Source organism: Mycobacterium sp. NPDC050041 (assembly GCF_049541695.1).
In the GTDB taxonomy this organism is placed as follows: Bacteria; Actinomycetota; Actinomycetes; order Mycobacteriales; family Mycobacteriaceae; genus Mycobacterium.
In genome coordinates, this window is record NZ_JBMVDG010000001.1 from 46,294 (window position 1) to 70,580 (window position 24,287).

Sequence of the window (24,287 nt, forward strand, 5' to 3'; positions counted from 1 at the left end):
GTCACAGGGCGGCCCTGATCGACGCGTGCAGTGCCCGCAACGACGACCGGTCGGCCTTCACCTCCAGCACCCGCATGCCCTCGTGCGGTTCGTCGAGCACGTCGGCCAGGTCGTCGACCTCGATCTGGCGGCTGTCCACGTGATAGGCCCGGCACAGCGCGCCGACGTCGACGTCGTGCGGGGTGCCGAAGACGCGCGCCGACACGTCGGAGAACCGCGGGTCGCCCTGCTCGAGGAGTTCGAAGATGCCGCCGCCGTTGTCGTTGGACACCACGATCGTCAGGTCCCGCGGCGTGGGCTCCGTTGGACCGATCAGCAGGCCGGAACTGTCGTGCACGAACGTCAGGTCGCCGAGCAGCGCGATGGTCCGCGGCACCTCGTCGCCGCTGCCGGTCTGCTCGTGGGCCAGTGCGGCGCCGATGGCGGTCGACACCGTACCGTCGATGCCCGCCACGCCGCGGTTGGACCGCACCGTCACGCCGCGCGGGGTCAGCCCGACCAGGGCGGCGTCGCGCACCGGGTTCGACGCGCCGAGCACCAGCTGGTCGCCCGCCCGTAGCGCGTCGGTCACCGCGGCGGCCACGTGCAGGCCGGTGGTCAGCGGGTGGGCCGCGAGCTGGTCGCGGACCGCGTCGACCGCATGCCGGTGCGCGTCGGCGCACCGCCGCAGCCAGGCCGAGTCCGGCGCGCCGGAGATGACCGCCCGGGTGCCGGTGGCCTGGGAGTTGCCGGAGACGTCGGGCCAACGCGGACCGGTGGTCAGCGCGTACACCGGCACCGACGGGTCGGCCAGCAGCGCCGACACCGGCCGGTGCAGCGTCGGCCGTCCGAGCATGATGACCTGCTTGGGCCGCAGCAGCCGAAGGGCCAGCGGGTGCAGCGGATTGGCCGCGGGCGGCGCGGTGGGCTCGGCGACGGTCGGCAGGCCCGCGAGATTCTCCTGCACACCTGCGCCGTGGCCGGCGATGACCACGGTGTCGGGGGTGAGGTCGATGTCGACCGGCTGATCGAACGACACCCGCGGCGTGTGCGTCCACGGCCTGCCGTCCGGGCGCCCCTGCGGCACCGGCCCGCCGTCGTGAGCGTCGGGCACCAGCGGCTCGCGCAGCGGGATGTCGAACTGCACCGGACCGGCGTTGGCACTGCGTGCGCCGGTCGCCGCCACCAGCACGCGGCACGTCGCCGACCGCCACTGGGCGTTGAGCGAGCTCATCCGTTCCGGGTTGTCCTCGGCGAGGCCGAGGCTGATCATCTCCCGCACCTGGGTGCCGAAGTAGCCCAGCTGCTCGAAGGTCTGGTTGGCGCCGGTGCCCAGCAGCTCGTAGGGCCGGTTGGCGCTCAGCACGATCAGTGGCACCCGGGCGTAGTTGGCCTCGACGACGGCGGGGCCGAGGTTGGCGACCGCGGTGCCCGACGTCATCGCCACGCACACCGGCGCGCGCTCGGCGACGGCAAGGCCGATCGCCAGGAAGCCGGCCGTGCGCTCGTCGATCCGCACGTGCAGACGCAACCGTCCCGCGCGGTCGGCGTCGTGCAGCGCGAAGGCCAGCGGCGCGTTGCGCGACCCCGGGCACAGCACGACGTCACGGACGCCGCCGCGAATCAGTTCGTCGACGACGACACGGGCCTGCGTCGTCGAGGGGTTCATCGCTACAGCTTATCGGCGAAGAAATCGAGCGCCGCTTTGTTGACGGCGTCGGGGTGCTCGAGGAACCCGAGGTGGCCGGTGTCCGGAATCTCCAGGTAGCGGCCGTTGGGCAGTGCGTCGGCGACCTCGCGGCTGAGGTGGGCGGGCAGCAGGACGTCGTCGGCGAAGCCGATCACCAGCGTGCGGTGGCGGATCGCGCCGTACGCCGGCAACCGGTTGGTCGTCGGCGAGGCGTTGAACTGGCTGCGCGTCCCGGGCGTCGACTGGGTCGGCCACATGGTGAACATCTCGAACCAGTCCTGCACCACGCGGTCGTTGTTCAGCGTCTTCGGCGAGAAGTTCTCGAGCAGCCGGATCTTGGCGTCGTAGGCGGCGGGCAGCGTGACGCCCGAGGTCTCCAGTTCCAGCTCGGCGCGGCGGAACAGCTCGCGGGCCTTGTCGTGACGGCCACGGGTGGCCATCAGCACCGCGCTGTCCACCAGCTCGGGGCGGGCCAGCATCAGCTCCTGGGCGATGTAGGAGCCCATCGACACACCGACCAGGCGCACCGGCGCGAGGTCGAGCTTCTCGATCAGGGCAGCCGTGTCGGCGACCATCTGCTCGGTGCCGAAGCCGTCGGCGTTCGCGGTCGCGCCGATGCCGCGGTTGTCGAAGGTGATGGTCCGGTAGCCGGCCCGGGCGAATGCCGGCACCTGGTGCAGATGCCAGGTCCGTCCGGCGCCGCCGTGACCGGCGATGAACAGCACCGGCTGCCCTTTGCCACGATCGTCGTAAGCCAGATTCACGCCGACGACGCTACCGCCTGGCGATCTGTGGAACATCAGCCGCGGTGTGCGCGGCTGAGACTCCACAAATCGCTAGGGGGCGGGGGTGAAGGCGATCACCGGGATGGTCCGGTCGCCTGCGAGCTGCTCGTAGCCGGCGTAGCTGGGGATGAACTCGCATGCCAGCCGCCACAGCCGGGCGCGCTCGTCGCCGGTGACCTCCTCGGCGATGTAGTCGCCGGTGTGGCCGCCGGCCGACAGCGTCACCCGCGGATTGGCCGTGACGTTGAAGTACCAGGCCGGGTGGCGGGAGCCGCCGTAGTTCGACGCGATGACGATGACCCGGCCGCCGTCGGTGAAGTAGGTCAGCGGCGTGGTCCGCCGCTTGCCCGTCCTGGCGCCGGTGTGGATCAGCAGCACCTCCGGCGTCACCATCGCCGAGGACAGCCGGCCCTTGGACAGCCGAAGCAGCGGCCGGTCGATGCGGTGCGCGACGTGCTTGAGCGCCCAGCGCACGGGCTTGGGACTGGTCAGCCGCGCGCCGATACGCAGCATCGGCGAACCTGCCGTCGGGTCGACTTCGGGGATACCCACCGGGGCATCGTAGGCGAGGAACGGTCACATCGAACTACGCTTCGAGGCGTTGCGCCAAGGGCCGGAGGGGAAATGGTCACCACCAATGAGAACGACGTCACCGCGCTGCCACTGGTGCCGGCGAATCCACTGCCGCTGAAGCAGCGCCTCGACGAGGTGCGCAAGACCCACACCTGTCAGGTGACGTTCCGTGAGGCGGGCGGTCAGGTCACCCGGGTGACGCTGGGCCCGAAGTGGTTCGCGCCGCCGATCGTGTGGGTGATGTCGCCCGCCGGTGCACGGGACGTGTTGAGCCGCAAGGACGATGCATGCGACCGGACCGCCGTGCACCACGAGATGCGGATGCTGATGGGCGACAACCTCGCCGATCTGCCGAACGCGCCGTGGCTGCCCCGCAAGCGCACGCTGCAGCCGTTGTTCACCAAGCAGTACGTGCGCCGCTTCGGCGACCACATGGCCCAGGCCGCGGCGATGGTCGCCGACGGCTGGCTGGCCGAAACGGGTGGGGACGGCGTTGACGTCGACCTCGACGCCGACAGCCGCCGGCTCACCATGCGGGCGCTGGGCCGTTCGGTGCTCGGCATCGACCTCGACGAACGTTCGTACGCGTTGGCCGAACCCCTCAACATCGCGCTGTCGCACATCGCCGACCGCGGGATGCGGCCGGTCAATCCGCCACGCTGGCTGCCGCTTCCGTCCCGGCGGCGCGCGGTGGCCGCCTACACCTCGATGCACCGCCTCGCCGAGGACATCCTCGCGTCGTGCCGCGCCGACCCCGGCATCGACGCGCCCCTGGTGCACGCGCTGATCGGCGCGACCGACCCGGAGACCGGGCAGACACTGTCCGACGACGACATCTGCAACGACCTGATCGCGTTCATCGTCGCCGGCCACGACACCACGGCCACCACAATCGCCTATGCGTTGTGGGCGCTGGGCCACCACCGCGACATCGCCGACCGGGTGGCCGCCGAGGCCGCCGCACTCGGTGACCGCACCCTGACCGCCGACGACGTCAGCCGGCTGCCCTACACCACGCAGGTGGTGCACGAGGCGCTGCGGCTGTGCCCGCCGGTGTCGGTGGCCGGCCGAACCGCCATGCGCGACATCGAGGTCGCCGGCTGCCGGGTCGAGGCGGGCAGCATGGTGCTGGTCGGCATCTACGGCATGCAGCGCGACCCGGCGCTGTGGGAGGACCCGCTGCGGTTCGACCCGGACCGGTTCAGCGCGCAGAACTTCGGGAAGCTCGACCGCTGGCAGTACATCCCGTTCGGTGGCGGGACGCGGACCTGCATCGGCGACCACTTCGCGATGCTCGAGCTCGTCCTCTCGGTCGCGACGGTGCTGCGCGACGTCGAGATCACCTCCGGCGGCGACGACTTCCCGCTCGCGGTGCCGTTCACCACCGTCGCCGACGGCCCGATCCCGGCGCGGGTGCGCGCACGGCGGTGATGTCGGCGCGGTCTCGTTCGCCCAGCGGCGGTCAGCGCGCCGAAGTCGCCGTGGAGCGGCGGGACCGGACGGCGGCCAGGGCGCGGTCCCACAGCAGCATCGTCGACTGGCCGAGCTGGCGGTGGGTGAACACGGTGTCCTTGGCCAGCGCCGCCGCCGCGGCGGCCTTGGTCGACGCCGACGCCTTGGACATGTGACCGCTGTCGAACGGCGGCTGGGGGTCGTACTCGATGATCAGCTGGGTGACCTTGGCGTGCGCCTCACCGGCGATCTCTCCGGCCAGCCACATCGCCAAATCGATGCCCGCGGAAACGCCGGCCGCGGTGACCACCTTGCCCTCGCGGACGACGCGCTCGTCGGTGACCGGGATGACGCCGAAGGTCTTGAGCATCGGCACGATCGCCCAGTGTGAGGTCGCCCGAAGGCCTTCCAGCACACCGGCTGCGGCCAGGATCAGCGAACCCGAGCACACCGAGGTGGTCCAGGCCGTCGTCGTGTGGGCGCGGCGGATCCAGTCGAGCAGCTTCTCGTCCCTGGCGTGCTCCACCGACGTCATGCCGCCCGGCACCAGCAGGATGTCCGGCGACGGTGTCTCGTCGAACGAGTGGGTGGCGCCCACCACGAGCACCCCGCTGTCGGCGGTGATCGGCCCGGGCTGGTGCCAGACGAAGCGCACCTCGGCGTCGGGCAGGCTGCGCAACACCTCATAGGGGCCGATGAAGTCCAGTGCGGTGAAACCCGGATAGAGGACGATGGCGATCTGCGGCATGGTGATTCCTTCTGCTCAGGCGAATGTTCTGCGGTAGTGGTCGGGCGAAACCCCGAGGCGCCGGACGAAGTTGCGGCGCATGGTCTCCGCGGTGCCGAAGCCGCATCGGGCGGCGATGGCGGTGACGGTGTCGTCGGTCTCCTCGAGTTGGCGGCGGGCCGCGTCGGTCCGGATCCGCTCGACGTACGCGCTGGGCGGCACGCCGACCTCGTCGGTGAAGACCCGGGTGAAATGCCGGGGACTCATGGCCGCCCGGCGTGCCAGGTCCGCGATGCTGTGTGCGGCACCGGGTTCGGCGTCGATCGAGTCCTGCACCTCGCGGATGGGCGTGCGCCTGGCCCGCGGCAACCACACCGGCGCGGCGAACTGCGTCTGCCCGCCGGGCCTGCGTAGGTAGAGCACCAGCCAGCGGGCCACCGTCTGCGCGATCTCGGTACCGTAGTCGTCCTCGACCAGCGACAGCGCCAGGTCGATACCCGCCGTCACCCCGGCGGCGGTCCACACCTGCTCGGAGCTGCGCACGAAGATCGGCTCCGGATCGACTGCGACGGAGGGGTATTCGCGTGCCAGCTGCGCCGCGAACGCCCAATGTGTGGTGGCCGGGCAGCCGTCGAGCAGTCCGGCCTCCGCGGCGATGAACGCGCCCGTGCAGACGCTGACGACGCGGCGCGCGTGTTCGGCGGAAGCGCGAACCCAGGCGACGGCGGCGCTGTCACGCTTCAACGCCTCGACGCCCCACCCGCCCGGCAGTACGACGGTGTCGACCGGCCGGCGGGCATCGGGCAGCGGCTGCGCGACGAAGGCAAGGCCGGTACCCGTCGTCACCGCCTCGCCGTCCACCGAGGCGACGACGACTTCGTAGCCGTCCTCGTCCCGGCCGTCGGCGGCCAGGGCCAGCGTCGCGCCGGTGAACACCTCGAACGGTCCCACCAGGTCGAGCGCCTGCACTCCGGGAAACCCGAGGAGCACCACCGACCGCCGCATGCTCCTCAGTGTCAGGTACCCGGGGCGTGGCGTCTACGCCATGCATCCCACACTTCAGGACACGGCGGTGTGCCGATAGGCGGACCTGATCCTGCTCGGCTTGACGCGAACCGGCACGGCGCACGGTTGCAGGGCGGCGACGGCGCGGCCGTCGAGTTCGACCTCGACGGTCTCGCCCGCCGCCACCCGGCCGAGAATGCGGCCGGCGCAGGCGCGCAGGTCAGCCAGCGACACCTCGATGCCGTGCACTTGCGGGCGGTCGACGCCGCACAGCCGGGCGACGGGCCTGCCGCGTCTGAGCACCTCGAAGACCTCGCCGGACTCGGCGCGCTCGAGGTAGCCGCGGGTATCGCTGCGCAGCTGGCCGATGCCGATGGTCGTCACCGACATGTGCATCACAATTCCGACCCTCTACCACACCAGCCCGGGCGGCGAGGTATTCGAGAATGACACCGGCACAACGCATGTTGAATCCACCCGACCATGTTCTGAATCTTACATGTGAACCGACGTTCCGGGATGATTACCGACGACGGCCGGCAGCTCCGAGCAGCGTGGTGAGCACGAGTTCCCGCACCACCGCCTGTGACGACTCGGACTCGACATACTGCACGAGACGGCCGAGATCCACCACCAGAGCGAACGCCGCGTGCACTGCGAATCGCGCCTCCCCCTCGGCGAGGTCCGGCCGCGCGGCGGTCACCTGGCGGACCCAGGCCTCCACGGTGGCGCGCTGCATGTTGTGCAGCGCCACCCGGTCGGGCGCAGGCACGTTCACCCGTTCGGCGTAATAGACGTGGGCCACCCCGGGACTCGCGAACGACCGGCGTACGTACGCGTCCACCAGGCCGTGGACAGCCTCATGGCAGTCGGCCGCCCCGGCGAGGATCGCGGACACGTCGCCGGAGACCCGATCAGCCGCGCGGCGGTAGGCCGCGGCCAGGATCGCGCTCTTGCCGGTGAAGAACCGGTAGATCGCCGACGTCGCCAGCCCCGTCGCCTCGGCGATGTCGTCCATCCCGGTGTCGCGGTAGCCGCGGTCGTTGAACAGCAGCATCGCCGCGTGCAGGATCTGCTCGTATTCCCCTGCGGCGGCGCCCACCGTCCTGGCCGGCGGTGTCGCCGGGTCCGGGACCTCGGAGGGCAACTCCGCGTCGCGCACCGCGCGGGTGATCGCGGCCAGCGTAGCGCGCACGCGTTCGTTCGGCAGTCGCGCGCGGTGGTCGGTGATGCTGCCGATGACGCTGAGCACCGCGGAGGACAGTATCCACCGCTGCCGTGAGTCCAGGTCCGGCCGCAGCAACGAAAGTGGTTGCTGCAGGCGGCGGTTCACGAGTTTGATCTGGCCGTTGAGCGTCAGCTGGTCGTCGGGTTCGAGGTAGCGGCCCTCCCAGCGGTAGAGGCCACCGCTGGTCCGGTTCTTCAGTGTGGCGTCGACCAGGGCGTCCACGGCGCGGTCCCAGGTGCGCTCCGCCGGTCCCGTGGTGTCGGAGTCGATGAACGCGGTGCACTCGTCCAGTTGCTCACCGAGACCCAGGACCGCGGCGCGGAACAGGTCGTACTTGCGGGAGTAGTGCCGGTAGAGCGAGGCCGCGGTGACGCCGACGCGTCCGGCGATGTCCTCCATGCTGACCCCGTGGTAGCCGAGCTCACTGAAGGCCTCTGCCGACACACCGGCGATCTGCTGCTTCCGGTCTTTGGGTCGCTTGCGGCGATCCGCGCGGACCCCTGCGGCGGGAGGCATGACGCCACCCTATCCGCCGGACGTCATCGGCAGAACAGGCATCAGTTTAGTGCCGCGAGAATCACACTTCACCGGTACTGATCCGGTGGAGACTCGTCGAACAGACGTTAACATCAGCTGGTGTCACCGGGTGAGCGGGAGGCACTCGGTGATCCGGCGGATCCACCAGTCCCGCCGCTCGGGCGTCGCGGCCAGCGCCGTCAACCGGGCAGGGTCGGGGTCGACGGGACGGGCAGGCAGCTGCCCGTCGACCGGCAACAGCGATTCGGCCACGTCGTCGACGAACAGCCCGCCGGTGCCCAGCCCGCAGGCGTGCGTGAGTGTCGGCAGCGCCGCCGCCGCGAGCAGACCCCGGGATATCCCGACCGCCGAGTCCAGGGCGCTGGACACGACCACCGGAATCCCGACTTGCCCGGCGATGTCGAGCAGTCGGCGCACGCCGCCCAGCGGGGCCACCTTGACCACGGCGATGTCCGCGGCGTCGGCGCGCACCACCCGCAGCGGGTCGTCGGCCTTGCGGATGCTCTCGTCGGCGGCGACGAGGACGTCGATCCGTCGCCGCAGTTCGGCGAGTTCGGGCACTGTGGCACAGGGCTGTTCGAGGTACTCCAGCGGCCCGTCGGCGGTGAGCGCGGCCGCGGCGGCGACGGCTTCGTCCACGGTCCACCCGCCGTTGGCGTCGACGCGCACCGTCGGCACCGACGCCCGCACCGCATTCACCCGGGCGACGTCGTCGGCCAGGATCTGACCCGGCTCAGCCACTTTCACCTTCGCGGTGCGCGCACCGGGGAACCGGGCGAGCACCTCGGGCACCTGCGCCGCATCGACCGCGGGCACCGTCGCATTGATCGGGATGGACGATCGCCGCAGCACCGGCCGCTCACCCCAGGCGGCCTCGAGCGCCGCTGAGAGCCAGGCCGCGGCTTCCGGCGGAGCGTATTCCGGGAAGGCGCCGAACTCGCCCCAGCCCGCCGGGCCGTCGATCAGCGCCACCTCCCGCACCGTGACGCCGCGGAACCGCACCCGCATCGGCAGCGCGACGACGTGCAGGCGGTCGAGGACGTCAGCCAGGTCAGGCACGTCCCCATAGTGCCCTCAGGGCCACCGCGCCTGCTCAGGCCCCGCCGAATCCGGGGCGCAGGATCGGCGCCAGTGCGGTGAGCGGGATGTGGGCCTGCACCGTGCCGCCGTCCATCGCCCACTGCGGCAGGCCGGGCGAGAAGTTCAGCGGAGTGTCGTGGGCGACCGGGTAATCGGGCATGTACAGGATCAGTTCACCGCCGCTGAGCGCCCACGCCTTGTATGCCCCCGAGTAGACCTTGTCGGGTGTCCAGCGGTCGGGAACGAACGGGTACGTGGCGGGTTGGTGCGGCGGTGGGGCGACCGCGAGTGCCTGTTCGACGAACGGTTGCGCCAGTGGCGGAATCGCGGTGAGCGGGTCGACGCCCGGCCGCATGATGTCCGCCAGCTGCAGGCGGCGGCCGCCTGTGTCGAAGGTGAAGGTGCGGTAGGCGTTGTTGAAGTCGGGACCGTCGGCGTGATAGGTCTCGCGGAACACCACCGACACCGTGCCGCCGCTCCGCAGGATCTGGTAGTTGCCCTCGCCGAAGCTGTCGGCGACCATGTGCTGGCCGGCGCGCCGCCAGTTGTCGACCAGGGTCGTCAGGTAGTCGCGGAGAACCGGGCCCGCGACGGGATCGGCGACCATTTCCTCCGGGATGGCCACCTTGATGTCGCGGGTTGCTTTGCGTTCCGACAGCACCGACGTCCGGCAGTACCGGCCATCCCAGGCGCCGCCGAGCTCGCCGCAGAACGTGGCGGCCGATGCCGCTGCGCCCGGCGCCGTCACGAGCGCCGTCGTCACCGCGACGGCTGCCGCGAGGAGTGCGCCGATTCTCACGGCCGTCAGGGGAGTTCGACTTTGCTTGTGCGCCAGTGCCCGTCGATATGCTCCATCGTCATCTTGATGCGGCTCCGGTCGATCCGCGGATCGGGCATGCTGGTGTTCGTCACCGACTGGTCGACGAAGAGCAGCACCACCACCCGGTCCTTCGACTGCGACTGCACAGCCGATTCCAGGACGACGCCGTGTGCCGTCGCCTTGTTGTCGATGAGGAGCTGGCGCAGCTGCATGCTCGACTGCGAGTACATGTCCTTGAACTCGCCGGTGGCGCCGTCGAGGACCTGGTCGAAGTTCTCGTCCACCTTGTTCGCGTCGATGCTGGTGAGCACCTGCGCGTACGCCACGGCGGCCTCGCGGGCCTGCTCGCCCGCCCGGGTGGCCGCCCGGTCCTGCCACACGGTCCAGCCGAGGTATCCGCAGCCGGCGAGCGACGCGACGACGATCGCCGCAACCGTGCCGACGAGTAGTCGCCTGCGCCAACGCCGTTCGGGCGGGACGTCGGCGGCCTCCTCCTCCTTGTCCTCCTCCTCGGCGGAGGTTTCAATGTCCTCGTCGGCTTCACTGTCGGACGACACGGTCACGTCGACCTCCTTCTTCGTCGGGCTATCGGGGCGGCTCGATGGGCAGCACGGGACCGCCGTACGGGGTGGGAATCGTGAACCGGCCCTTGGGTGTCGGGTCGGTGGTCCTGCCGAGGTCGGCACCCGGCGGCGGGCCCGCGGTGTCGTCGCCCGCCGGGCGCGGCGCGTTCTTGGCGCCGCGGACGAGCACGCCGGGATGGTCGTCGCGGCAGTAGGTGTACATGAACGGCTCGGGATAGTCGGCGGCCGAGGGGGGCCGGCGCGGCGTGCCGTAGTCGCAGGCGTAGCGGGGATAGGCATCGCCGGTGGCCCAGATGCCGTTGTCGTGCATGACGCTCCCGAGTGCGTCGAGCACCGATCCGCGGTGCGCGGGGAACAGTGCGTTGAGCGCGGGCACCCGCAGATACAACAGCTGCGACGTGGTGGTCAGGTTGCCCAGCAGCTGGACCATGGTGTCGGAGTTGTCGGCGAACAGGTTGTCGACGCTGTGCAACGCTTCAGGCGCCTGCTCGGTGAGCCGCCGGTAGCCTTCCCGCATCCGGTCCACCCCGGCAAGCGTGCTGGCGAGATTCTGGTTGGCTACGGCGATTCCGGCGTTCTTGTCGGCGGCCAGCGTCAGCACCACCCGGCTGCTGCGCAGCATGCTGGTGGTCTCGGGCAGCACCGAGTCCAGCGTCGACAGCAGGAACGTACCGCCGTCGATGATGTCGGTGAGCTTGCGCGGACCCTCGTCACTGAGACTCAGCTCGCGGCGGATCAGCTCCAGCTTGCCGGGTTCCACCTGCGCGAGCATGCCGTCGGCGTCGGCGAGCAGCTGGGCGAGCGGCACCGGGACGGTGGCCCTGCCCTGGGCGATGACGCCGCCGTCACGCAGGTACGGGCCGCTGTCGCCGGCCGCGGCGAAGTCGATGTACTGCTCCCCCGCAGGCGAGAGTCCCGATACCCGGACATCGCTCGACGAGGGGATGTCCACCGTCGACGTCACGGCGACGACGGCGTTGACGCCCGCCGGCGTGATGTCGAGCCGCTCCACCCGGCCGATCGGCACGCCGCGCAGGGTGACGTCCTGATCGGGCAGCAGACCGCCGGACTCCGGGAGTTCGATGGTGAGCCGGTACGTCGACGCGAGCGGGTCGATCCGCAACGCACCGATCAGCAGATAACCGGTGGCCACCACCAGCGTGAGCGTGAGCGCCGCCGCGGACAGCCAGGCGCGGCGGCGGTGGCCGGCGCGGACCACCCGCACGACGAGGTCGGCGACAGAGCCGATCATCGCGGTGGCTCCGGTCCGGCGGGCGGCGGCGGTGGCGGCACCGTCACGACCACGCCGGGTTCGGTCGGGCTGGGCATCACCGGCACCTGCGGCACCCCCGGGCCCTTGCCCACGATGCGCTCCTGCAGCCGCCACAGCGTGTACTGGAACGTCCCGACGAGCTGATGCCAGTTGTACCGCTTCGGGCCGTGCAGGCCGACGTCACCCTTGAAGCCGATGTCCGGGATGGAACCCAGCACCAGCCGGTCGATGCTGACGCGGGTCGAGATCGCGTTGCTCGAGGTCGATTTCACCAACGGTGGCATCAGCCGGTTCAGCGAGTGCAGGGTGGCATCCGGCGTCAGCACCACGTCGTTCCACGCCCCGGCGATGGTGTTGGCGTCGCCGATGACGCTGCGCCCGCTGGTGTCGGTGCCTGCGATCGAGGGGAACTTCCTGAGCTGCTCGGTGGTGTCACCGACCTGGGCGACCAGGTCGGCCACCTGCGTGGTGTGCGCGGCGAGGGTCTCGGTCGCCGGACCCGCCGCCGCCATGACATCGGTGATCGTCTGATTCTTCGCGTCGAGTTGGTCGGCAAGCGCCGACAGGTCGGTCATCGCGTTGGAGAGCTGATCGGAGCGTGAGTTCAGCTTGGCGAGAACCCCGTTGGTCCGGTGGATGAGATCGCCGAACGCCTGACCCTGGTCTCCGGTGGCCTTGCCGAGGCCGTTGATGATGTTGGTGAAGTTCCGGACGGCGCCGCCGTTGACCAGTATCGCGGCCGAACTCAGCACCGACTCGACCGTGGCGGCCGCCGTGGTGGCGTCCAGGCCGATGGTGTCGCCGTCCTTCAGCAGCGGCGCGTCGGCGTCGGCCGGGCCGGGCGGTTTCACCGCGACGAACACGTCGCCCAACGGTGTGGCGGAGCGCAGTTCGGCGGTGCTGCCGACAGGCAACCGCACGCCGTCCATGATGCGCATCGTGGCCACCGCGGTGTAGTTGCGCGCGACCATCGACTCGAGCTGACCCACGTCGGCGCCGGCCAGCTTGACCTTCGCGTTGGCCGGCAGGTTGAGCGCGTTGGTGAACACCGCGGTCAGCGTCCAGCCGCCCGAGGTCACGCCGGGCGCGGGCAGCGGCAGGCTGGCCAGGCCCTCGGTCGCGCACGCCGAGGTGCTCAGGCACAGCGCCAGCGCCAGCGGTGCCATGAGTCTGCGGCGGCCGGTGGTCACTTCTGCCCCATCGCGGCCAGACCGTCGAGCACATAGGTCAGCCCGAAGTCGGGGCCGAAGTCCTGCAGCGTCCCTGTGCTGCAACCGAGTTGGCGCAACCCCATCATGTTGCACACCTCTTTGATCGCCGCGCTCCCGAACAGCACGCGGTCGGTCATCACCCGGACGCGGACCGAGCCGTTGACCTGGTCGACGGTGTTGTAGAGGTTGTCCAGCGTCATCGGCGCCACGTCGAGGAACTCGGCGAGGTCTCGCTGGTGTTCGACGGCGGTGGTCACCGTCGTGTTGCCGTTGCGCACGATCTGCTTGATCTCGTCCCGGTGGGTGTCGAGCACCTCGCCCGTCTGCTTCAGCACCTCGTTGAGCTGACGGCCGGTGGTGCCGGTGCCGAGGTTCTCGTCGGCGAGGATCTGGCTGAGCTGCCCGATCGTGCTGCCGAAGTCGCGCAGTGTGGCGTCGTTGCGCGCGGCGGCGTCGAGCAGCGAACTGACGTTGCGCACGATGGTGGTGAGCTGATCTCGGGTCTGCTCGCCGCCGTCGGCGCTGAGCCGCAACGCCTTCGACAACTCGTCGAGTGCGGTCTTCATGTCCTGCCCGTTGCCGTCGGCGATCGCGGCGCTGGCATCGACCACGTCGGCGACCGGGCCGCCGCCCCGGCCGTCGCCGCGTAGCGAGGTGGACAGCTTGTCGAGGACGTCGAGAACCCGCGCGAATTCGACGGGCGTCTTGGTCCGGTTCAGGCCGATGGTGTCGTGGTCCTGCAGCGTCGGGCCGTCGCGGTAGGGCGGGGTGAGCTCGATCTGGCGGTCGGTGAGGATCGAGTTGGACACGGTGACGGCCATCGCATCCGCGGGCACCTTCACGTCACCGTCGACCGTGAACTGCACCTCGACGTATCCGCCCTTCGGGGTGATCTCGGTGACCTTGCCCACGGGCATCCCGAGTACGGCGATGGAGTTGTTGACGTACAGCCCTGCCGCGCTGTCGAACTGGGCGGTCACGCTGATCGCGTCGCTGCGGTCCTTCAGGTAGGTGAAGCCGACCGCGGCGACGATCAGCGCCAGCACCAGGCCGGTGACGCCGACGCTGAGCAGTTTCGTCCTGCGGCTCATTTGCAGTCCTTGAAGTACTCGATCATGCCGAACTGCTTGGCCCGGCCGCTGATGGCGCACATCCACGAGTCGACGACGAGGCCGTTGGCGGCGTTGAGGTCCACCGCGTTGCCGGTTCCGGTGGCGTTGGCCAGTCCTCTCAGCGCGACCGGGCCCGCCTGCAGTGTGCTACGCAGCAGGTCGTCGTGCTGGCCGAGCATGTCGGAGAGCGCCCGCACGTTGCGGAGCAGGTTCTCCAGCTCGGGCCGGTCGTCGATGACGATGCCGCTGAGGGTCTCGACGAGGTTGGTGATCGCCTGCATCATGGCGTGAAAGCTGGCGCGCCGCAGCACGAACTCGCCGATCAGCTCCTGACCCTGACGGACCATGTTGGCGATGTTCGCGTGCTGCCGCTCCAGGGTGCTGCTGACGGTTTCGGTGGTCTCCAGCAAGGACCCGAGTTGATCCCGGCGGTCGGCGACGATCGAGGACAGGGTGTGGATGTTCTGCACGGCCTGCGGGACCACCGGCGGCAGGGTGTGCAGCTGGGCGCCGAGCACGCCGAGCGATTCGGCGAACTGGTCGGAGTCGACCTGTTCGTAGGTGGTGGTGACGTCGGCCAGCGCCTCCTGCAGGTCGTACGGCACCTCGGTGTGCGCCAGGTCGATGGTGCGGTCGGGCACCTCACCCGCTCCGGCGGGTTGCAGTGCCAGATAACGGGATCCGAGGATCGTGGTGATCTTGATGATCGCCCGGGTGTCCTCCCCCAGCGTCACGTTGTCGCGCACCCGCAGGCGGGCCTCGACGCGGTCGCCCACCAGTTCCATGCCGGTCACCTCGCCCACCTGGATACCGGCGATGGTGATCGGGTTGCCCTTCTGCAGCGCGGCGGCCTGCAGGAACTGTGCGGTGTAAGTGTGGTACCCGGCGCCCGACAGTTTGACCAGCAGCATGGCTCCGACCAGAACCGCGATCACCGCGATCGCGATGGCTCCCAGCCACGGCTTGCTGTAGTCCTCGAGCGCGCGTCTTCTCCGTGTCTCAGCCATCGGCCATGTTCCTGCACCTCGGGGTGTGCCATGCCCGGTTACCCGGGGTGGCCGCGTTGACGATGATCGGCACCACGTCGTTGAGTCCGGGGAAGAAGGCGGTGGCGTTCAGGTCGCACGCATAGGCGTTCGCGAAGGCGCCCTCGTTGGTGATCCGGCCGAATCCCTTGAGCAGCAGCGGCAGGTTCGCTCCGGTGAACGCGAGCTGTGGTTCGATGCCGACCATGTGCTGCGCGAAGCCAGGCTCGCGCATGACCAGTTCGTTGAGCGCCGGGTACACCTCGTCGGTGACGGTCGAGAGTTGCTGCGTGACACGGGAGATGGACCCCACGGAGTCCACGAGTTCGGGCCTGCGGTCCTCGAAGGTGGTGATCGCCCGTTGAGTCTGGGCCAGCACCTGGTCGAGGTTGGTGTTCTGCGCCGCGAGGGTTCCGAACACCCGGTTCAGACTGTCGATGACGTTACCGAGCACCTGATCCCGGCCGGCGAAGGCATCGGTGAGCTGTGAGGTCTGGTCGACCAGGGTGGTGATCGCGGACTCGTCGCCCTGCAGCGACTGCAGGACACCCTTGGTGAGGTTGTCCGCGTCGCGGGGGTTGAGCACGCTGAACAGCGGCTCGTAGCCGTTGAGCAGCGTGCCAACGTCGAAGGACGGGTCGGTGCGCTCGACCGGGATCACGCTGCCGGCCGGCAGCGGTCCGGGCTCGCCGAGGCTGCCCAGCGTCAGGCCGAGATAGCGCTGGCCGACGATGTTCTGGTACGTCACCGAGGCCACCGTGGTGCCGAGCACCTGCTGGTCGGTCTGCACGGCGAAGGACACCTTGGCCCTGTCGCCCTGGAGTTCGATGTTCTCGACGCGCCCGACCCGCACCCCGGCCATCCGGACGTCGTCGCCCACCCGCAGGCCGTACACGTCGGAGAACATCGCCGCGTACGGCGCCGTCGTGCCCGCGACGTCGCGCCGCAACGTGACGTACACCAGCCACGTCAACGTGACGGCCACGACCATGAAGAGCGACAGGCCCACCAGTGCGCCGCGGTACTTCATCCGGTGCTCCCCTCCTGGCGTGTTGCCGGCGAGACCGTGGTCCCGCGGGCGATCGGCCCGAGCAGCAGTTGGGTGGCGGGCGTGGCGGGCCTGCCGGTCACCAGGCTCAGCTGCTCCCGTTCCTGCGGGCTGCCGACGGGACCGACGTTGCCGCCGAAGGACGCCGGCGCGGCCTCCGCCGGGAGTAGCGGCGGCGGACCCGCTGGTTCGGGCCAGATCGGCGCGCGGGGCGCGACCGGCGCGGCCGGCGTCGGTGGGCCGGGTGGCGGGGGCGGCAACAGCGCCGGGTTGGCGGTGCCCGGCACCGGCGGCGCCGGCGGCATCCAGGCCGGTAGCGGCGGATTCGGGTCGGCCAGGCTGGGATTGGGGTTGATCAGCGGCGGCCCGACCGCGACCAGGTTGCCGGACGGGCCGACGACGGTGCCGGGCGGGGGTGCCAGGTCCTTCGGCGGCTGGTAGTTCTGCGGCAACAGGGTGTCGGGCAGTTCGGGCCGGGTCGGCACGAGCGGCGCGGTGTAGCAGCTCGGGCCCTTGAGCTCGCCGTACTGCGGGCAGTCCGGACGGCTGTAGGTGTAGCTCGGTGTGAACGACAGGTTGACCCGCATGTTGCCGGTGTCCAGGTGTGGCATCCACACCTCGTCGAAGAACTTCTTCGACAGGCCGTCGAGCTTCACGAACGCCGGGACCCAGTGGTGTGAGGTCTGCGCCAGGTTGCCGATCACCGGGGTGAGCTCGGAGGTGATGCGCACCAGCCGGTCGGTGTGATTGGTCAGCGCGGTGTGGGTGGTGCCCATGGTGTGGGTGCCGCCGTCGATGAGATCGGTGAGCTGGGCGCGCTGCTCGACGAGCACCTGCATCGGACGCACCGCCTGGTGCAACGCATCGAACAGGTCCGGCGCGGTGTCCTGCAGGCCGCGGGTGGCATCGATCAGCGCCGAGACCGTCGACGGGCTGTCGACGTCGGTGGTGACGATCGCGTCGAGCTCGTCGATGAGCCGGCTCAGTTGGGCACCGCCGGTGAGGAGTTCGACCCGGCGGTTGTCGGTGGCCGCGCCGACGGCGGCCAGCAGTCCGACGGTCTTGTCCTCGCGGCCCCGGCCCGTCGCGGCGAGGATGTCACGCAGCTTGCTGATGGTGGTCTGGAACAGCACCGTCGGCAGCTCGACGTCCTCGGGGATGCGGGCACCCTCGCGGATCGGGGCCGCCGGCCCGCGGTCGACGAGCTGCACCGACGACACGGCGAACACGTTGCTCGGCACCACGCGTGCGGTGACGGTGGCTGGAATCGCCTGCGCGTAGCCGGCATTGAGGGCGATCTGCACGTGATTCGGCCTGCCGTCCGCGGCAGGGACGACGCCGTCGACCGAGCCGACGAGCACACCGTGGTACTTGACGTCGGATCGCTGCGGCAGCCCGTCGCCGACGTTGACGAGATCGGCCACCACCCGGACGTAGTCCTCGAGCCGGCCGGTCGACTTGACCAGCAGGGCGCCGGTCACCAGTACGGCGACGAGCAGCACGGCGACACCGCTGCCGAGCAGTTGCCGGTCCGAGGGGCCGCGGCCGTCGAGTTCGTAGGAGTTGGCCACCTCAGCCACCGAACCTGGCGCCGGAGTCGACGCTCCACAGCGCCATGGTGAGCAGCATGTTGACCATGATCACGACGGTGATGCTGGCCCGCATGCCATGTCCCGCAGCAACTCCCACGCCTTCGGGGCCGCCGCTCGCGTAATAGCCGTAGTAGCACTGCACGGTCGAGGCGATCCAGACGAAGATGATCGTCTTCAGCAGCGAGTAGGCGACGTCACGGCCGGCCAGCATCAGTGAGAAGTAGTGCAGATACGAGCCGGTCGATCCGCCGCTGATCACCTCCACCACCGCCTGCGTGGTGAGGTAGCTGACCGCCAGGCACAGCACGTAGAGCGGGATGACCGCCACCACCGACGCCAGTAGACGGGTGGTCACCAGGTACGGGATCGGGCGGATGGCCAGCGAGTCCAGCGCGTCGATCTCCTCGGCGATGCGCATCGATCCCAGCTGGGCGGTGAACCGGCACCCGCCCTGCGTCGCGAAGGCCAGCGCGGCGGCGATGGGGGCCAGTTCGCGGGTGTTGACCAGTGAGGAGATGATGCCCGTTGCGGGTCCGAGGCCGAGCAGGTTGAGGAAGTTGTACCCCTCGATGCCGACGAGCGCGCCGACGGTGATGCCGAGCACGACGGCCACGCCCGCGGTTCCCCCGCCGACGACGAGTGAGCCGTTGCCCCAGGCGATGTCGGAGAGCAGCCGGACGAACTCCTTGCGGTACAGCCGCAGCGCGTGCGGTATCGCCAGCAGCGCGCGGACGAAGAAGACCAGCATGTGCCCGAGCCGCTGCACCGGTGTGGCGGCCCGGCGGGACCATCGGATCAGCGACCCCAGCAACGGGGTGTACGTCGAAGCGGTCACAGCCCGGTCCTGGGGACGAGCATCGCGTAGAGCTGGCTGATGGCGACGTTGACGATCATCAGCACCAGGATCGATTCGACGACGGCGGCGTTCACAGAGTTCGCGACGCCCGTGGGTCCGCCCACCGTCGAGAGCCCCTTCTGACAGGACACGATCGCGACGATCGCGCCGAACAGCACCGCCTTGATGAGCGCGAGGATCATGTCGCCGGTTGTCGCGAACGACGCGAACGTGGCCACGAAGCTGCCCGGTGCGCCGTTCTGGAAGTAGACGTTGAACAGGTAACTGGCAAGGAAGCCGACGAAACAGACGACGCCGGTGAGCGCGACCCCGATCATGACCGCGGCCGCGAACCGCGGCGCCACCAGGCGGCGGATCACCGAGACACCCATCACCTCCATCGCGTCGGTCTCCTCGCGCATCTTGCGGGAGCCGAGGTCGGCGGTGATGGCCGAGCCGACGGCCGCGGCCATCAGCACGGCGGCCACCAGTGACGCGGCCTGCCGGATCACGGCGAGGCCGCTGGCCGCGCCCGCCAGCGACGTCGCACCGACCTGTCCGGCCAGCAGGGCGAACTGGATGGACAGTGTTACGCCGATCGGCAGTGCGACGAGAACCGTTGGCAGCACCGCGGTCCCGGCCATGAAGGCGCCCTGGCGGATGAACTCCTGCCAGCGGAACCGGCCGGTGAACACGTCGACGACGAGGCTCTGGATGGTGCGCACGCCGAGGACGAACTGCTCGCCGACCGTGTGCAGCGACGCGAGCGGGTGGCGTCTGACGTACCCGCCGGCCCAGTCCTCGATCACGTCGAGGCCGTCGGCCTGATCGCCGCGCGCCAGTGTCAACGTCCCTCCCCCGATAGGAGACCCCGGCCGGGTGCGCCGGCGTTCGACCTCGCGGCGGCACCGTCGGCCACCGCCTCGCCACGCTAAGACCAGCGATCTCACCCCGTCAAGCCTTTGCCGAATATTCATTCACATAATGAGCCGCGCAGCCGACGTCAGAGCCGACCGACCGTGCCGGCACTCGACTGGAGAATGACCGGTCAATGCCGAAGTGGCCGGGAAACGCAAATATCCCGAGCATGGTCGACGGCTCGTATCACCCTGCACAGTCAGCGATGAGCAGCGGCTGACGATCAGACGTCTGGCGTCGTGCGTCACACAGGAAAGAACAGCAATGCACACCGTCGGCCGCCTGCCACACGGATCGGCGGGTACCGGCGCTGGGCTCGGGTCATCCCGGATGCGCGTCGCGGATCAGTATCCACGTTAACTTCGCTGAGCGGGGTGAAATCGCGGGCTCGGATTTCACTCGCGTTCGCGTGCGACCTCTACGGGAAGCAGTCCTCCGGCGGCGTGGGCCACGGGCGCAGGTAGTTCAGGGCCATCACGGTGATCTCGTCGATGAACGTGTCCCGGTCGATCGCCGGCTGATCGAGGATGTACCGCACGCACAGGTGCTCGACCATCCGCACCAGCATCCACGCCGCGGTCTCGAACGTGGTGTCGGGCCGGACGACACCCCTGTTGATCGTCAGGTACGCGACGGTGAGCTCGCCGATCCGCTGCTCGAACGCGAGCAATTTGCTCCCCGAGCCCAGCCGGGGTGTCTGTTCCATCACCGCCCGCAGGAAGTCGGGGTGCACGTCCAGGGCGTCTAGTAGTGCGGCGATGGATTCCCGAACGTAGTGCGGCGCGGGCTGGTCCAACCGCTCGGAGACCCTGGCGGCCACCCGGGCGGACAGCTGGTCGCTGTAGCGGTCGATGACCGCCGCGGCGATGGCGTCCTTGTTCGGAAAGTACTGGTACAGCGACCCGGGACTGATCCCGGCGGCCGCGGCGATGCGGTTGGTGGACGCGCCGTCGTACCCGTGGGCGATCAGCATGTCCTGCCCGGCGTCGAGGATGCGATCGACCATGGCGCGGGAGCGGTCCTGCCGCGGCATGCGCCGGGGACCCGGAGTCGACTTCTGCGGCATCAGAATGCGAATTGAATGCGAATGATCGCTCGTGTCAGCATGGGACCATGCTCGCACACGACGTGTCCGTCGCACACCCCCGGCGGTTCATGGAGGCACCCGGGCGCAACCGCCGCCTGGGCCGGCCGCTCCGGGTCCTGACCAAGACGGTGCGTCCCGATCAGCAGCTGATCGACCGGATCGGGCAACGGCTCATGCATCGCGACGAGGTGGGTGCGAAACTGGTTGCGGCGATGCACATCACGGATTCCGACAATCCCGACCGGGTCACCATGGGACAGTTCCGCCAGGCCCTCGACCGTGGTGTGGACACCGTCGTGGACTGCCCAGGACCGCTGCGCGAGTTCTTCGCCACCGTCGAACGCGTCCCGTCGTGGGTGGACTTCGATCTCGTCAACGAAGGGGCCGCGGCGTACCGCCGGTTGGGGACCAACGCCGCGGACGTCATGCTGCAGTTGTCCCTGATCGGCGGCTACCGCTTCGGCGGTCCCACCGACCTGCTCGTCGAGACGGGCGGGCTGACGGGCCGGAAAACCGTGCGCCGCCTCGCCGAGACGCAGAAGTGGGCGGTGGCGGTGTCGCAGCCCGACGCGATGCGCCGATGCGGGGAAGGCTTCAAGCTCACCGTGCACGTCCGCGCGATGCACGCGCTCGTCAATCACCAGTTCGAGACGAACGGCCGCTGGGACGTCGCCCACTGGGGCCTGCCGATCAATCAGACCGATCAAGCCGCGACCCTGGGGTTGTTCAACGGGGCGCTGCTGCTGGGGGTGCGGCTGCTCGGCGTCCGGGTCAGCGGTGCCGAGTCGCGGGCCATCATGCACCTGTGGAAGTACGTGGGCTGGCTGGTGGGTGTCGACGAGGACTGGTTGTGCGACAACGAGGCTGCGCAGCACCGGCTGAACTACCACCTGCTCATCACGCAGTCGGATGTGAGCGAGGCGGGCCCGCCGCTGGCCAACGCGATCGTCGACGCGCAGCGACTCCTGCATTATCCGAATCTCGCCGGGATGCGCGGCCGCTATCACCGGGCCCGGCTGCTGAGCATGCTGAGCTACTTCCTGCGCACCGAGGGCATGCGCGATCTCGAACTGCCCCGCGCGCTGCCGTGGGCCGTCGCGCCGGTGATCGCCAAGAACGTCGTCCGCTACCAGATTCTTGCGCGCACCGGCCGCGGCCGCGCGTACCTGGAGCGCTGGGGTGCCCGCAGCAGTGACCGGCTGCTGGCCAAGTACTTCGGAGAGCAGCCGCACGGTGTCGGCGAACTCGCCGCGTGACGCCGCGGCCGCCGCGCGCGAGCTCGGCCCCACCTCGCTGCTGTGGCGGTGGGCGGGCGACATGCGCATCGCCTTCGAGGGCGGCACCGCGGGACTGCTGCAGACCATGCACCCCGCGATCGGACAGGGACTGATCGACCACTCCGACTTCTTCGACGACCCCGTCGACCGGGTGTTCCGGTCGCTGCCCGGCATCCTGGGCACCGTGTACGAGGGGCCGACCGCGGAGGCGACCGGCATACGGGTGCGCGACTTCCATCGGGACATCAAGGGCGCCTTGCCCGGTGGCGATCGCTATCACGCCCTTCAGCCGGAGACGTTCTGGTGGGCGCACGCCACGTTCCAGCGGATGGTGGACCGCCTCGCCTCGCATTGGGACCGGCACCGGCTGACGTCCGAGGAGAGCCGGCGACTCTATGCCGAGGGATGCGAGTGGTACCGCCGCTACGGCATGAGCGGCAGCGTCGTCCCCCCTGACCGGATGGCGTTCGAGCGTGAGGTCGACCGCTACTGCCGCGACGTCCTGGAGCCGAACCCCGCGTCGGACTACCTCATCGACTTCATCAACCGGCGTTCGATCCCCGACATGAGCGCGTCGCCCCTCTACCCGACGCATCCGCGCCTTCGGCCGTTGACCGACGCGCTGCTGCCGAGCATGCCGGTGCGGACCGCGCTCGCTCCGCCGATGCGGCTGGTCATCTTCGGCGGGCTGCCCGCCGCGGTCCGCGAGAGATTCGGGATCCGCTGGAGCGGAGGGGACGAACGCCGCTACCGGGCCGTACGGGCCGCCGTCCGCGCGGCGTGGCCGTACGTGCCCGCCTCCCTGCGCTGGTATCCCGCGGCGCGCAAGGGCTGGTTGCGTGAGCTCGGCCGGGTGCCGCGTACGCCCTAGCCGATGGTCAGACGGTCGTGCGGTCGCGGCCCTCCCAGAACGGCTTGCGCAGATCCTTCTTCATGATCTTGCCGGTCGGGTTGCGCGGCAACTCCTCGGTGATGTCGACACTGCTCGGGCACTTGTAGCGGGCCAGCCGCTCGCGGCACCACGCGATCAGCTCCTCCTCGGTCGCTGATCCCTCCAGTGAGACAACGGCTTTGACGGCCTCTCCCCACTTGTCGCTGGGAACGCCGATGACGGCCACCTCCACCACCGCCGGGTGCTCGGCCAGCACCCGCTCCACCTCGATGGAGTAGATGTTCTCGCCACCGGAGATGATCATGTCCTTGAGCCGGTCCTCGACGAAGATGTAGCCGTCGGCGTCGATGCGCCCGATGTCGCCGGTGCGGAAGAAACCGTCGGGGGTGATCGCGTCAGCGGTGGCGTCGGGGCGGTTGTGGTAACCCTTCATCAGCTGCGGCGTGCGGAACCACAGCTCACCCTGCTCGCCTTCGGGAACGTCGGTCATGGTGTCCGGGTTCACCACCCGCAGTTCGGCGTTCGGGATCAGCGTGCCGGCACTGACCAGCCGCTCCGGGTGTTCGGTGTCGCGGTGTTCCTCGGGCAGCAGGTGACTGATCACCCCGCACACCTCGGTCAGCCCGTAGACCTGGATGAAGTCGGTGCCGGGCCAGGCCTCGAGCGCGGCCCTCAGAAGCGGCAGCGGCATCGGCGAGGCGCCGTAGCAGTACGTCTTCAACGCGCCGAACAGCTTGACGGCATCCTCGCCGGACTCGAGCACCTTGGCCAGCACGGCGGGCACCAGGAAGGTCCGGTTGGCGCCCTTGAGGATCGCGCCGGCCAGCGATGCGCCGTCCACCTCGCGGGTCATCACGCTGGGTACGCCGTCGTGAATGCCGAACTGCACGTACGACGAACCGCCGACGTGGAAGAGCGGCATCGACACCATGTTCTTGTCGCCCTCGTCGAAACCCCAGCCGTCGTGCGCGTTCACCGTGTGCGCGACGACGTTCGCCTGCGACAGCATCACACCCTTGGGCCGGCCGGTGGTGCCCGAGGAGTACATCACCAGGCAGACGTCGTCGGGCTCGACGGCGTCCGCGCGTCCGGTCGGGGTGGCGGCGGCCAGCAGGGCCTCGTACTCGTCGCCGTCGGCGCCGTCGGGCGTGACCTCGACGATGTGCTCCAGCGAGAGGCGGTCGCGGATCTTCTCGATCGCCGGCCGCAGTTCGGCGCCGACGACGAGCACCTTGGCGCCGCAGTCGTTGAGGACGAAGTCCAGTTCGTCGCCGGCCAGCCGGAAGTTGATGATCGCGTTGGCGGCGCCGAGGGACGCGGCGGCCAGCGTCAGTTCGACACCGGCCGGGTGGTTCTTGTCGAGGAACGCCACGACGTCACCGCGGCCGACGCCGAACCCGCCGAGCGCCCCGGCGAGCCGGCGGATCCGGTCGTTCCACTGTTCCCATGTCCAGGACCGGTCGAGGTAGACGAAGGCCTCCTCGTCGGGTTTCACCTCGGCCCAGTGCGCGGGCCGGTCGTCGAGGAAGCGCGGAGGCGGCAGCTCAGGCATGCGCA

The 24,287-nt window shown here is 69.8% G+C and carries 23 protein-coding genes; 3 read left to right on the plus strand and 20 right to left on the minus strand.

The features are described 5' to 3' along the window. Position 1: 1 nt before the first annotated feature. From menD to ACPCHZ_RS00280, 3 genes are all read right to left on the minus strand, one after another. Entirely contained in the window at positions 2–1,648 is a 1,647-nt protein-coding gene (menD, locus tag ACPCHZ_RS00270; RefSeq protein ID WP_423482915.1) for a 2-succinyl-5-enolpyruvyl-6-hydroxy-3-cyclohexene-1-carboxylic-acid synthase, read from the minus strand. Between the two features lie 2 nt (positions 1,649–1,650). Beyond that, positions 1,651–2,433 (minus strand): alpha/beta fold hydrolase, encoded by a 783-nt coding sequence (locus ACPCHZ_RS00275; RefSeq protein WP_364973210.1) that lies wholly within the window; start codon positions 2,431–2,433, stop codon positions 1,651–1,653. 72 nt (positions 2,434–2,505) lie between these two features. Continuing rightward, on the minus strand, positions 2,506–3,006 hold the full coding sequence (locus ACPCHZ_RS00280; RefSeq protein WP_423482916.1) for a nitroreductase/quinone reductase family protein: 501 nt from the start codon (positions 3,004–3,006) through the stop codon (positions 2,506–2,508). Positions 3,007–3,078: 72 nt separating this feature from the next. On the opposite strand from ACPCHZ_RS00280, the gene ACPCHZ_RS00285 reads away from it, so the two are divergent. Then, positions 3,079–4,458, plus strand: coding sequence for a cytochrome P450 (locus ACPCHZ_RS00285; RefSeq protein WP_423482917.1), 1,380 nt, complete (start codon positions 3,079–3,081; stop codon positions 4,456–4,458). 31 nt (positions 4,459–4,489) lie between these two features. Here the strand turns inward: ACPCHZ_RS00285 and ACPCHZ_RS00290 are convergent, their stop codons facing one another. The 16 genes from ACPCHZ_RS00290 to ACPCHZ_RS00365 form a co-directional block, all read right to left on the minus strand. Then, entirely contained in the window at positions 4,490–5,227 is a 738-nt protein-coding gene (locus tag ACPCHZ_RS00290) for a DJ-1/PfpI family protein (RefSeq protein ID WP_423482918.1), read from the minus strand. Positions 5,228–5,242: 15 nt separating this feature from the next. Continuing rightward, positions 5,243–6,211, minus strand: coding sequence for a GlxA family transcriptional regulator (locus ACPCHZ_RS00295; RefSeq protein ID WP_423482919.1), 969 nt, complete (start codon positions 6,209–6,211; stop codon positions 5,243–5,245). 54 nt (positions 6,212–6,265) lie between these two features. Beyond that, positions 6,266–6,601, minus strand: coding sequence for a type II toxin-antitoxin system Phd/YefM family antitoxin (locus tag ACPCHZ_RS00300; protein WP_423482920.1), 336 nt, complete (start codon positions 6,599–6,601; stop codon positions 6,266–6,268). Positions 6,602–6,734: 133 nt separating this feature from the next. Continuing rightward, positions 6,735–7,955, minus strand: a complete 1,221-nt coding sequence (locus ACPCHZ_RS00305; RefSeq protein WP_423482921.1) for a TetR/AcrR family transcriptional regulator — start codon at positions 7,953–7,955, stop codon at positions 6,735–6,737. Positions 7,956–8,078: 123 nt separating this feature from the next. Continuing rightward, a complete protein-coding gene (locus tag ACPCHZ_RS00310) occupies positions 8,079–9,035 on the minus strand; it encodes an o-succinylbenzoate synthase (RefSeq protein ID WP_423482922.1) in 957 nt (318 codons plus the stop codon). 34 nt (positions 9,036–9,069) lie between these two features. After that, a complete protein-coding gene (locus ACPCHZ_RS00315) occupies positions 9,070–9,855 on the minus strand; it encodes a mannan-binding protein (protein WP_423482923.1) in 786 nt (261 codons plus the stop codon). Positions 9,856–9,860: 5 nt separating this feature from the next. Continuing rightward, positions 9,861–10,439, minus strand: a complete 579-nt coding sequence (locus ACPCHZ_RS00320; RefSeq protein WP_423482924.1) for a DUF3329 domain-containing protein — start codon at positions 10,437–10,439, stop codon at positions 9,861–9,863. Positions 10,440–10,461: 22 nt separating this feature from the next. After that, complete coding sequence (locus ACPCHZ_RS00325) at positions 10,462–11,712, minus strand: MlaD family protein (protein WP_423482925.1); 1,251 nt, start codon at positions 11,710–11,712, stop codon at positions 10,462–10,464. Then, on the minus strand, positions 11,709–12,899 hold the full coding sequence (locus tag ACPCHZ_RS00330; protein WP_423483761.1) for an MlaD family protein: 1,191 nt from the start codon (positions 12,897–12,899) through the stop codon (positions 11,709–11,711). Before ACPCHZ_RS00330 ends, ACPCHZ_RS00325 begins: the two co-directional genes overlap by 4 nt. Before the next feature lie 20 nt (positions 12,900–12,919). Next, positions 12,920–14,035, minus strand: coding sequence for an MlaD family protein (locus tag ACPCHZ_RS00335; RefSeq protein ID WP_423482926.1), 1,116 nt, complete (start codon positions 14,033–14,035; stop codon positions 12,920–12,922). After that, positions 14,032–15,063 (minus strand): MlaD family protein, encoded by a 1,032-nt coding sequence (locus ACPCHZ_RS00340; protein ID WP_423482927.1) that lies wholly within the window; start codon positions 15,061–15,063, stop codon positions 14,032–14,034. The genes ACPCHZ_RS00335 and ACPCHZ_RS00340 overlap by 4 nt, the downstream gene beginning before the upstream one ends. Further along, positions 15,056–16,111 (minus strand): MCE family protein, encoded by a 1,056-nt coding sequence (locus ACPCHZ_RS00345; protein WP_423482928.1) that lies wholly within the window; start codon positions 16,109–16,111, stop codon positions 15,056–15,058. The genes ACPCHZ_RS00340 and ACPCHZ_RS00345 overlap by 8 nt, the downstream gene beginning before the upstream one ends. Next, positions 16,108–17,700, minus strand: a complete 1,593-nt coding sequence (locus ACPCHZ_RS00350) for an MlaD family protein (RefSeq protein ID WP_423483762.1) — start codon at positions 17,698–17,700, stop codon at positions 16,108–16,110. Before ACPCHZ_RS00350 ends, ACPCHZ_RS00345 begins: the two co-directional genes overlap by 4 nt. A gap of 1 nt (position 17,701) precedes the next feature. Then, positions 17,702–18,556 (minus strand): MlaE family ABC transporter permease, encoded by an 855-nt coding sequence (locus ACPCHZ_RS00355; RefSeq protein ID WP_423482929.1) that lies wholly within the window; start codon positions 18,554–18,556, stop codon positions 17,702–17,704. Continuing rightward, on the minus strand, positions 18,553–19,404 hold the full coding sequence (locus tag ACPCHZ_RS00360) for an MlaE family ABC transporter permease (RefSeq protein WP_364973248.1): 852 nt from the start codon (positions 19,402–19,404) through the stop codon (positions 18,553–18,555). The genes ACPCHZ_RS00355 and ACPCHZ_RS00360 overlap by 4 nt, the downstream gene beginning before the upstream one ends. Before the next feature lie 488 nt (positions 19,405–19,892). Further along, positions 19,893–20,540, minus strand: a complete 648-nt coding sequence (locus ACPCHZ_RS00365; RefSeq protein ID WP_423482930.1) for a TetR/AcrR family transcriptional regulator — start codon at positions 20,538–20,540, stop codon at positions 19,893–19,895. Between the two features lie 47 nt (positions 20,541–20,587). Between ACPCHZ_RS00365 and ACPCHZ_RS00370 the strand changes: the two genes are divergently transcribed. Then, a complete protein-coding gene (locus tag ACPCHZ_RS00370; RefSeq protein WP_423482931.1) occupies positions 20,588–21,817 on the plus strand; it encodes an oxygenase MpaB family protein in 1,230 nt (409 codons plus the stop codon). Further along, a complete protein-coding gene (locus tag ACPCHZ_RS00375) occupies positions 21,795–22,709 on the plus strand; it encodes an oxygenase MpaB family protein (RefSeq protein ID WP_423482932.1) in 915 nt (304 codons plus the stop codon). The genes ACPCHZ_RS00370 and ACPCHZ_RS00375 overlap by 23 nt, the downstream gene beginning before the upstream one ends. A gap of 7 nt (positions 22,710–22,716) precedes the next feature. On the opposite strand, the gene ACPCHZ_RS00380 is transcribed toward ACPCHZ_RS00375, so the two are convergent. Next, positions 22,717–24,282: a long-chain-fatty-acid--CoA ligase gene (locus ACPCHZ_RS00380; RefSeq protein ID WP_423482933.1), complete on the minus strand. Its 1,566-nt coding sequence runs from the start codon at positions 24,280–24,282 to the stop codon at positions 22,717–22,719. Positions 24,283–24,287 lie beyond the last annotated feature (5 nt).

Excerpts from the sequence above, each read along its gene's own strand:
- ACPCHZ_RS00285 (WP_423482917.1), top strand. The coding sequence starts at position 3,079 with ATGGTCACCACCAATGAGAACGACGTCACCGCGCTGCCACTGGTGCCG.
- ACPCHZ_RS00345 (WP_423482928.1), bottom strand. The coding sequence starts at position 16,111 with ATGAAGTACCGCGGCGCACTGGTGGGCCTGTCGCTCTTCATGGTCGTG.
- ACPCHZ_RS00300 (WP_423482920.1), bottom strand. The coding sequence starts at position 6,601 with ATGTCGGTGACGACCATCGGCATCGGCCAGCTGCGCAGCGATACCCGC.
- ACPCHZ_RS00380 (WP_423482933.1), bottom strand. The coding sequence starts at position 24,282 with ATGCCTGAGCTGCCGCCTCCGCGCTTCCTCGACGACCGGCCCGCGCAC.
- ACPCHZ_RS00295 (WP_423482919.1), bottom strand. The coding sequence starts at position 6,211 with ATGCGGCGGTCGGTGGTGCTCCTCGGGTTTCCCGGAGTGCAGGCGCTC.
- ACPCHZ_RS00340 (WP_423482927.1), bottom strand. The coding sequence starts at position 15,063 with ATGGCTGAGACACGGAGAAGACGCGCGCTCGAGGACTACAGCAAGCCG.
- ACPCHZ_RS00325 (WP_423482925.1), bottom strand. The coding sequence starts at position 11,712 with ATGATCGGCTCTGTCGCCGACCTCGTCGTGCGGGTGGTCCGCGCCGGC.
- ACPCHZ_RS00370 (WP_423482931.1), top strand. The coding sequence starts at position 20,588 with ATGCTCGCACACGACGTGTCCGTCGCACACCCCCGGCGGTTCATGGAG.
- menD (WP_423482915.1), bottom strand. The coding sequence starts at position 1,648 with ATGAACCCCTCGACGACGCAGGCCCGTGTCGTCGTCGACGAACTGATT.
- ACPCHZ_RS00330 (WP_423483761.1), bottom strand. The coding sequence starts at position 12,899 with ATGGCACCGCTGGCGCTGGCGCTGTGCCTGAGCACCTCGGCGTGCGCG.
- ACPCHZ_RS00290 (WP_423482918.1), bottom strand. The coding sequence starts at position 5,227 with ATGCCGCAGATCGCCATCGTCCTCTATCCGGGTTTCACCGCACTGGAC.
- ACPCHZ_RS00365 (WP_423482930.1), bottom strand. The coding sequence starts at position 20,540 with ATGCCGCAGAAGTCGACTCCGGGTCCCCGGCGCATGCCGCGGCAGGAC.
- ACPCHZ_RS00305 (WP_423482921.1), bottom strand. The coding sequence starts at position 7,955 with ATGCCTCCCGCCGCAGGGGTCCGCGCGGATCGCCGCAAGCGACCCAAA.
- ACPCHZ_RS00335 (WP_423482926.1), bottom strand. The coding sequence starts at position 14,035 with ATGAGCCGCAGGACGAAACTGCTCAGCGTCGGCGTCACCGGCCTGGTG.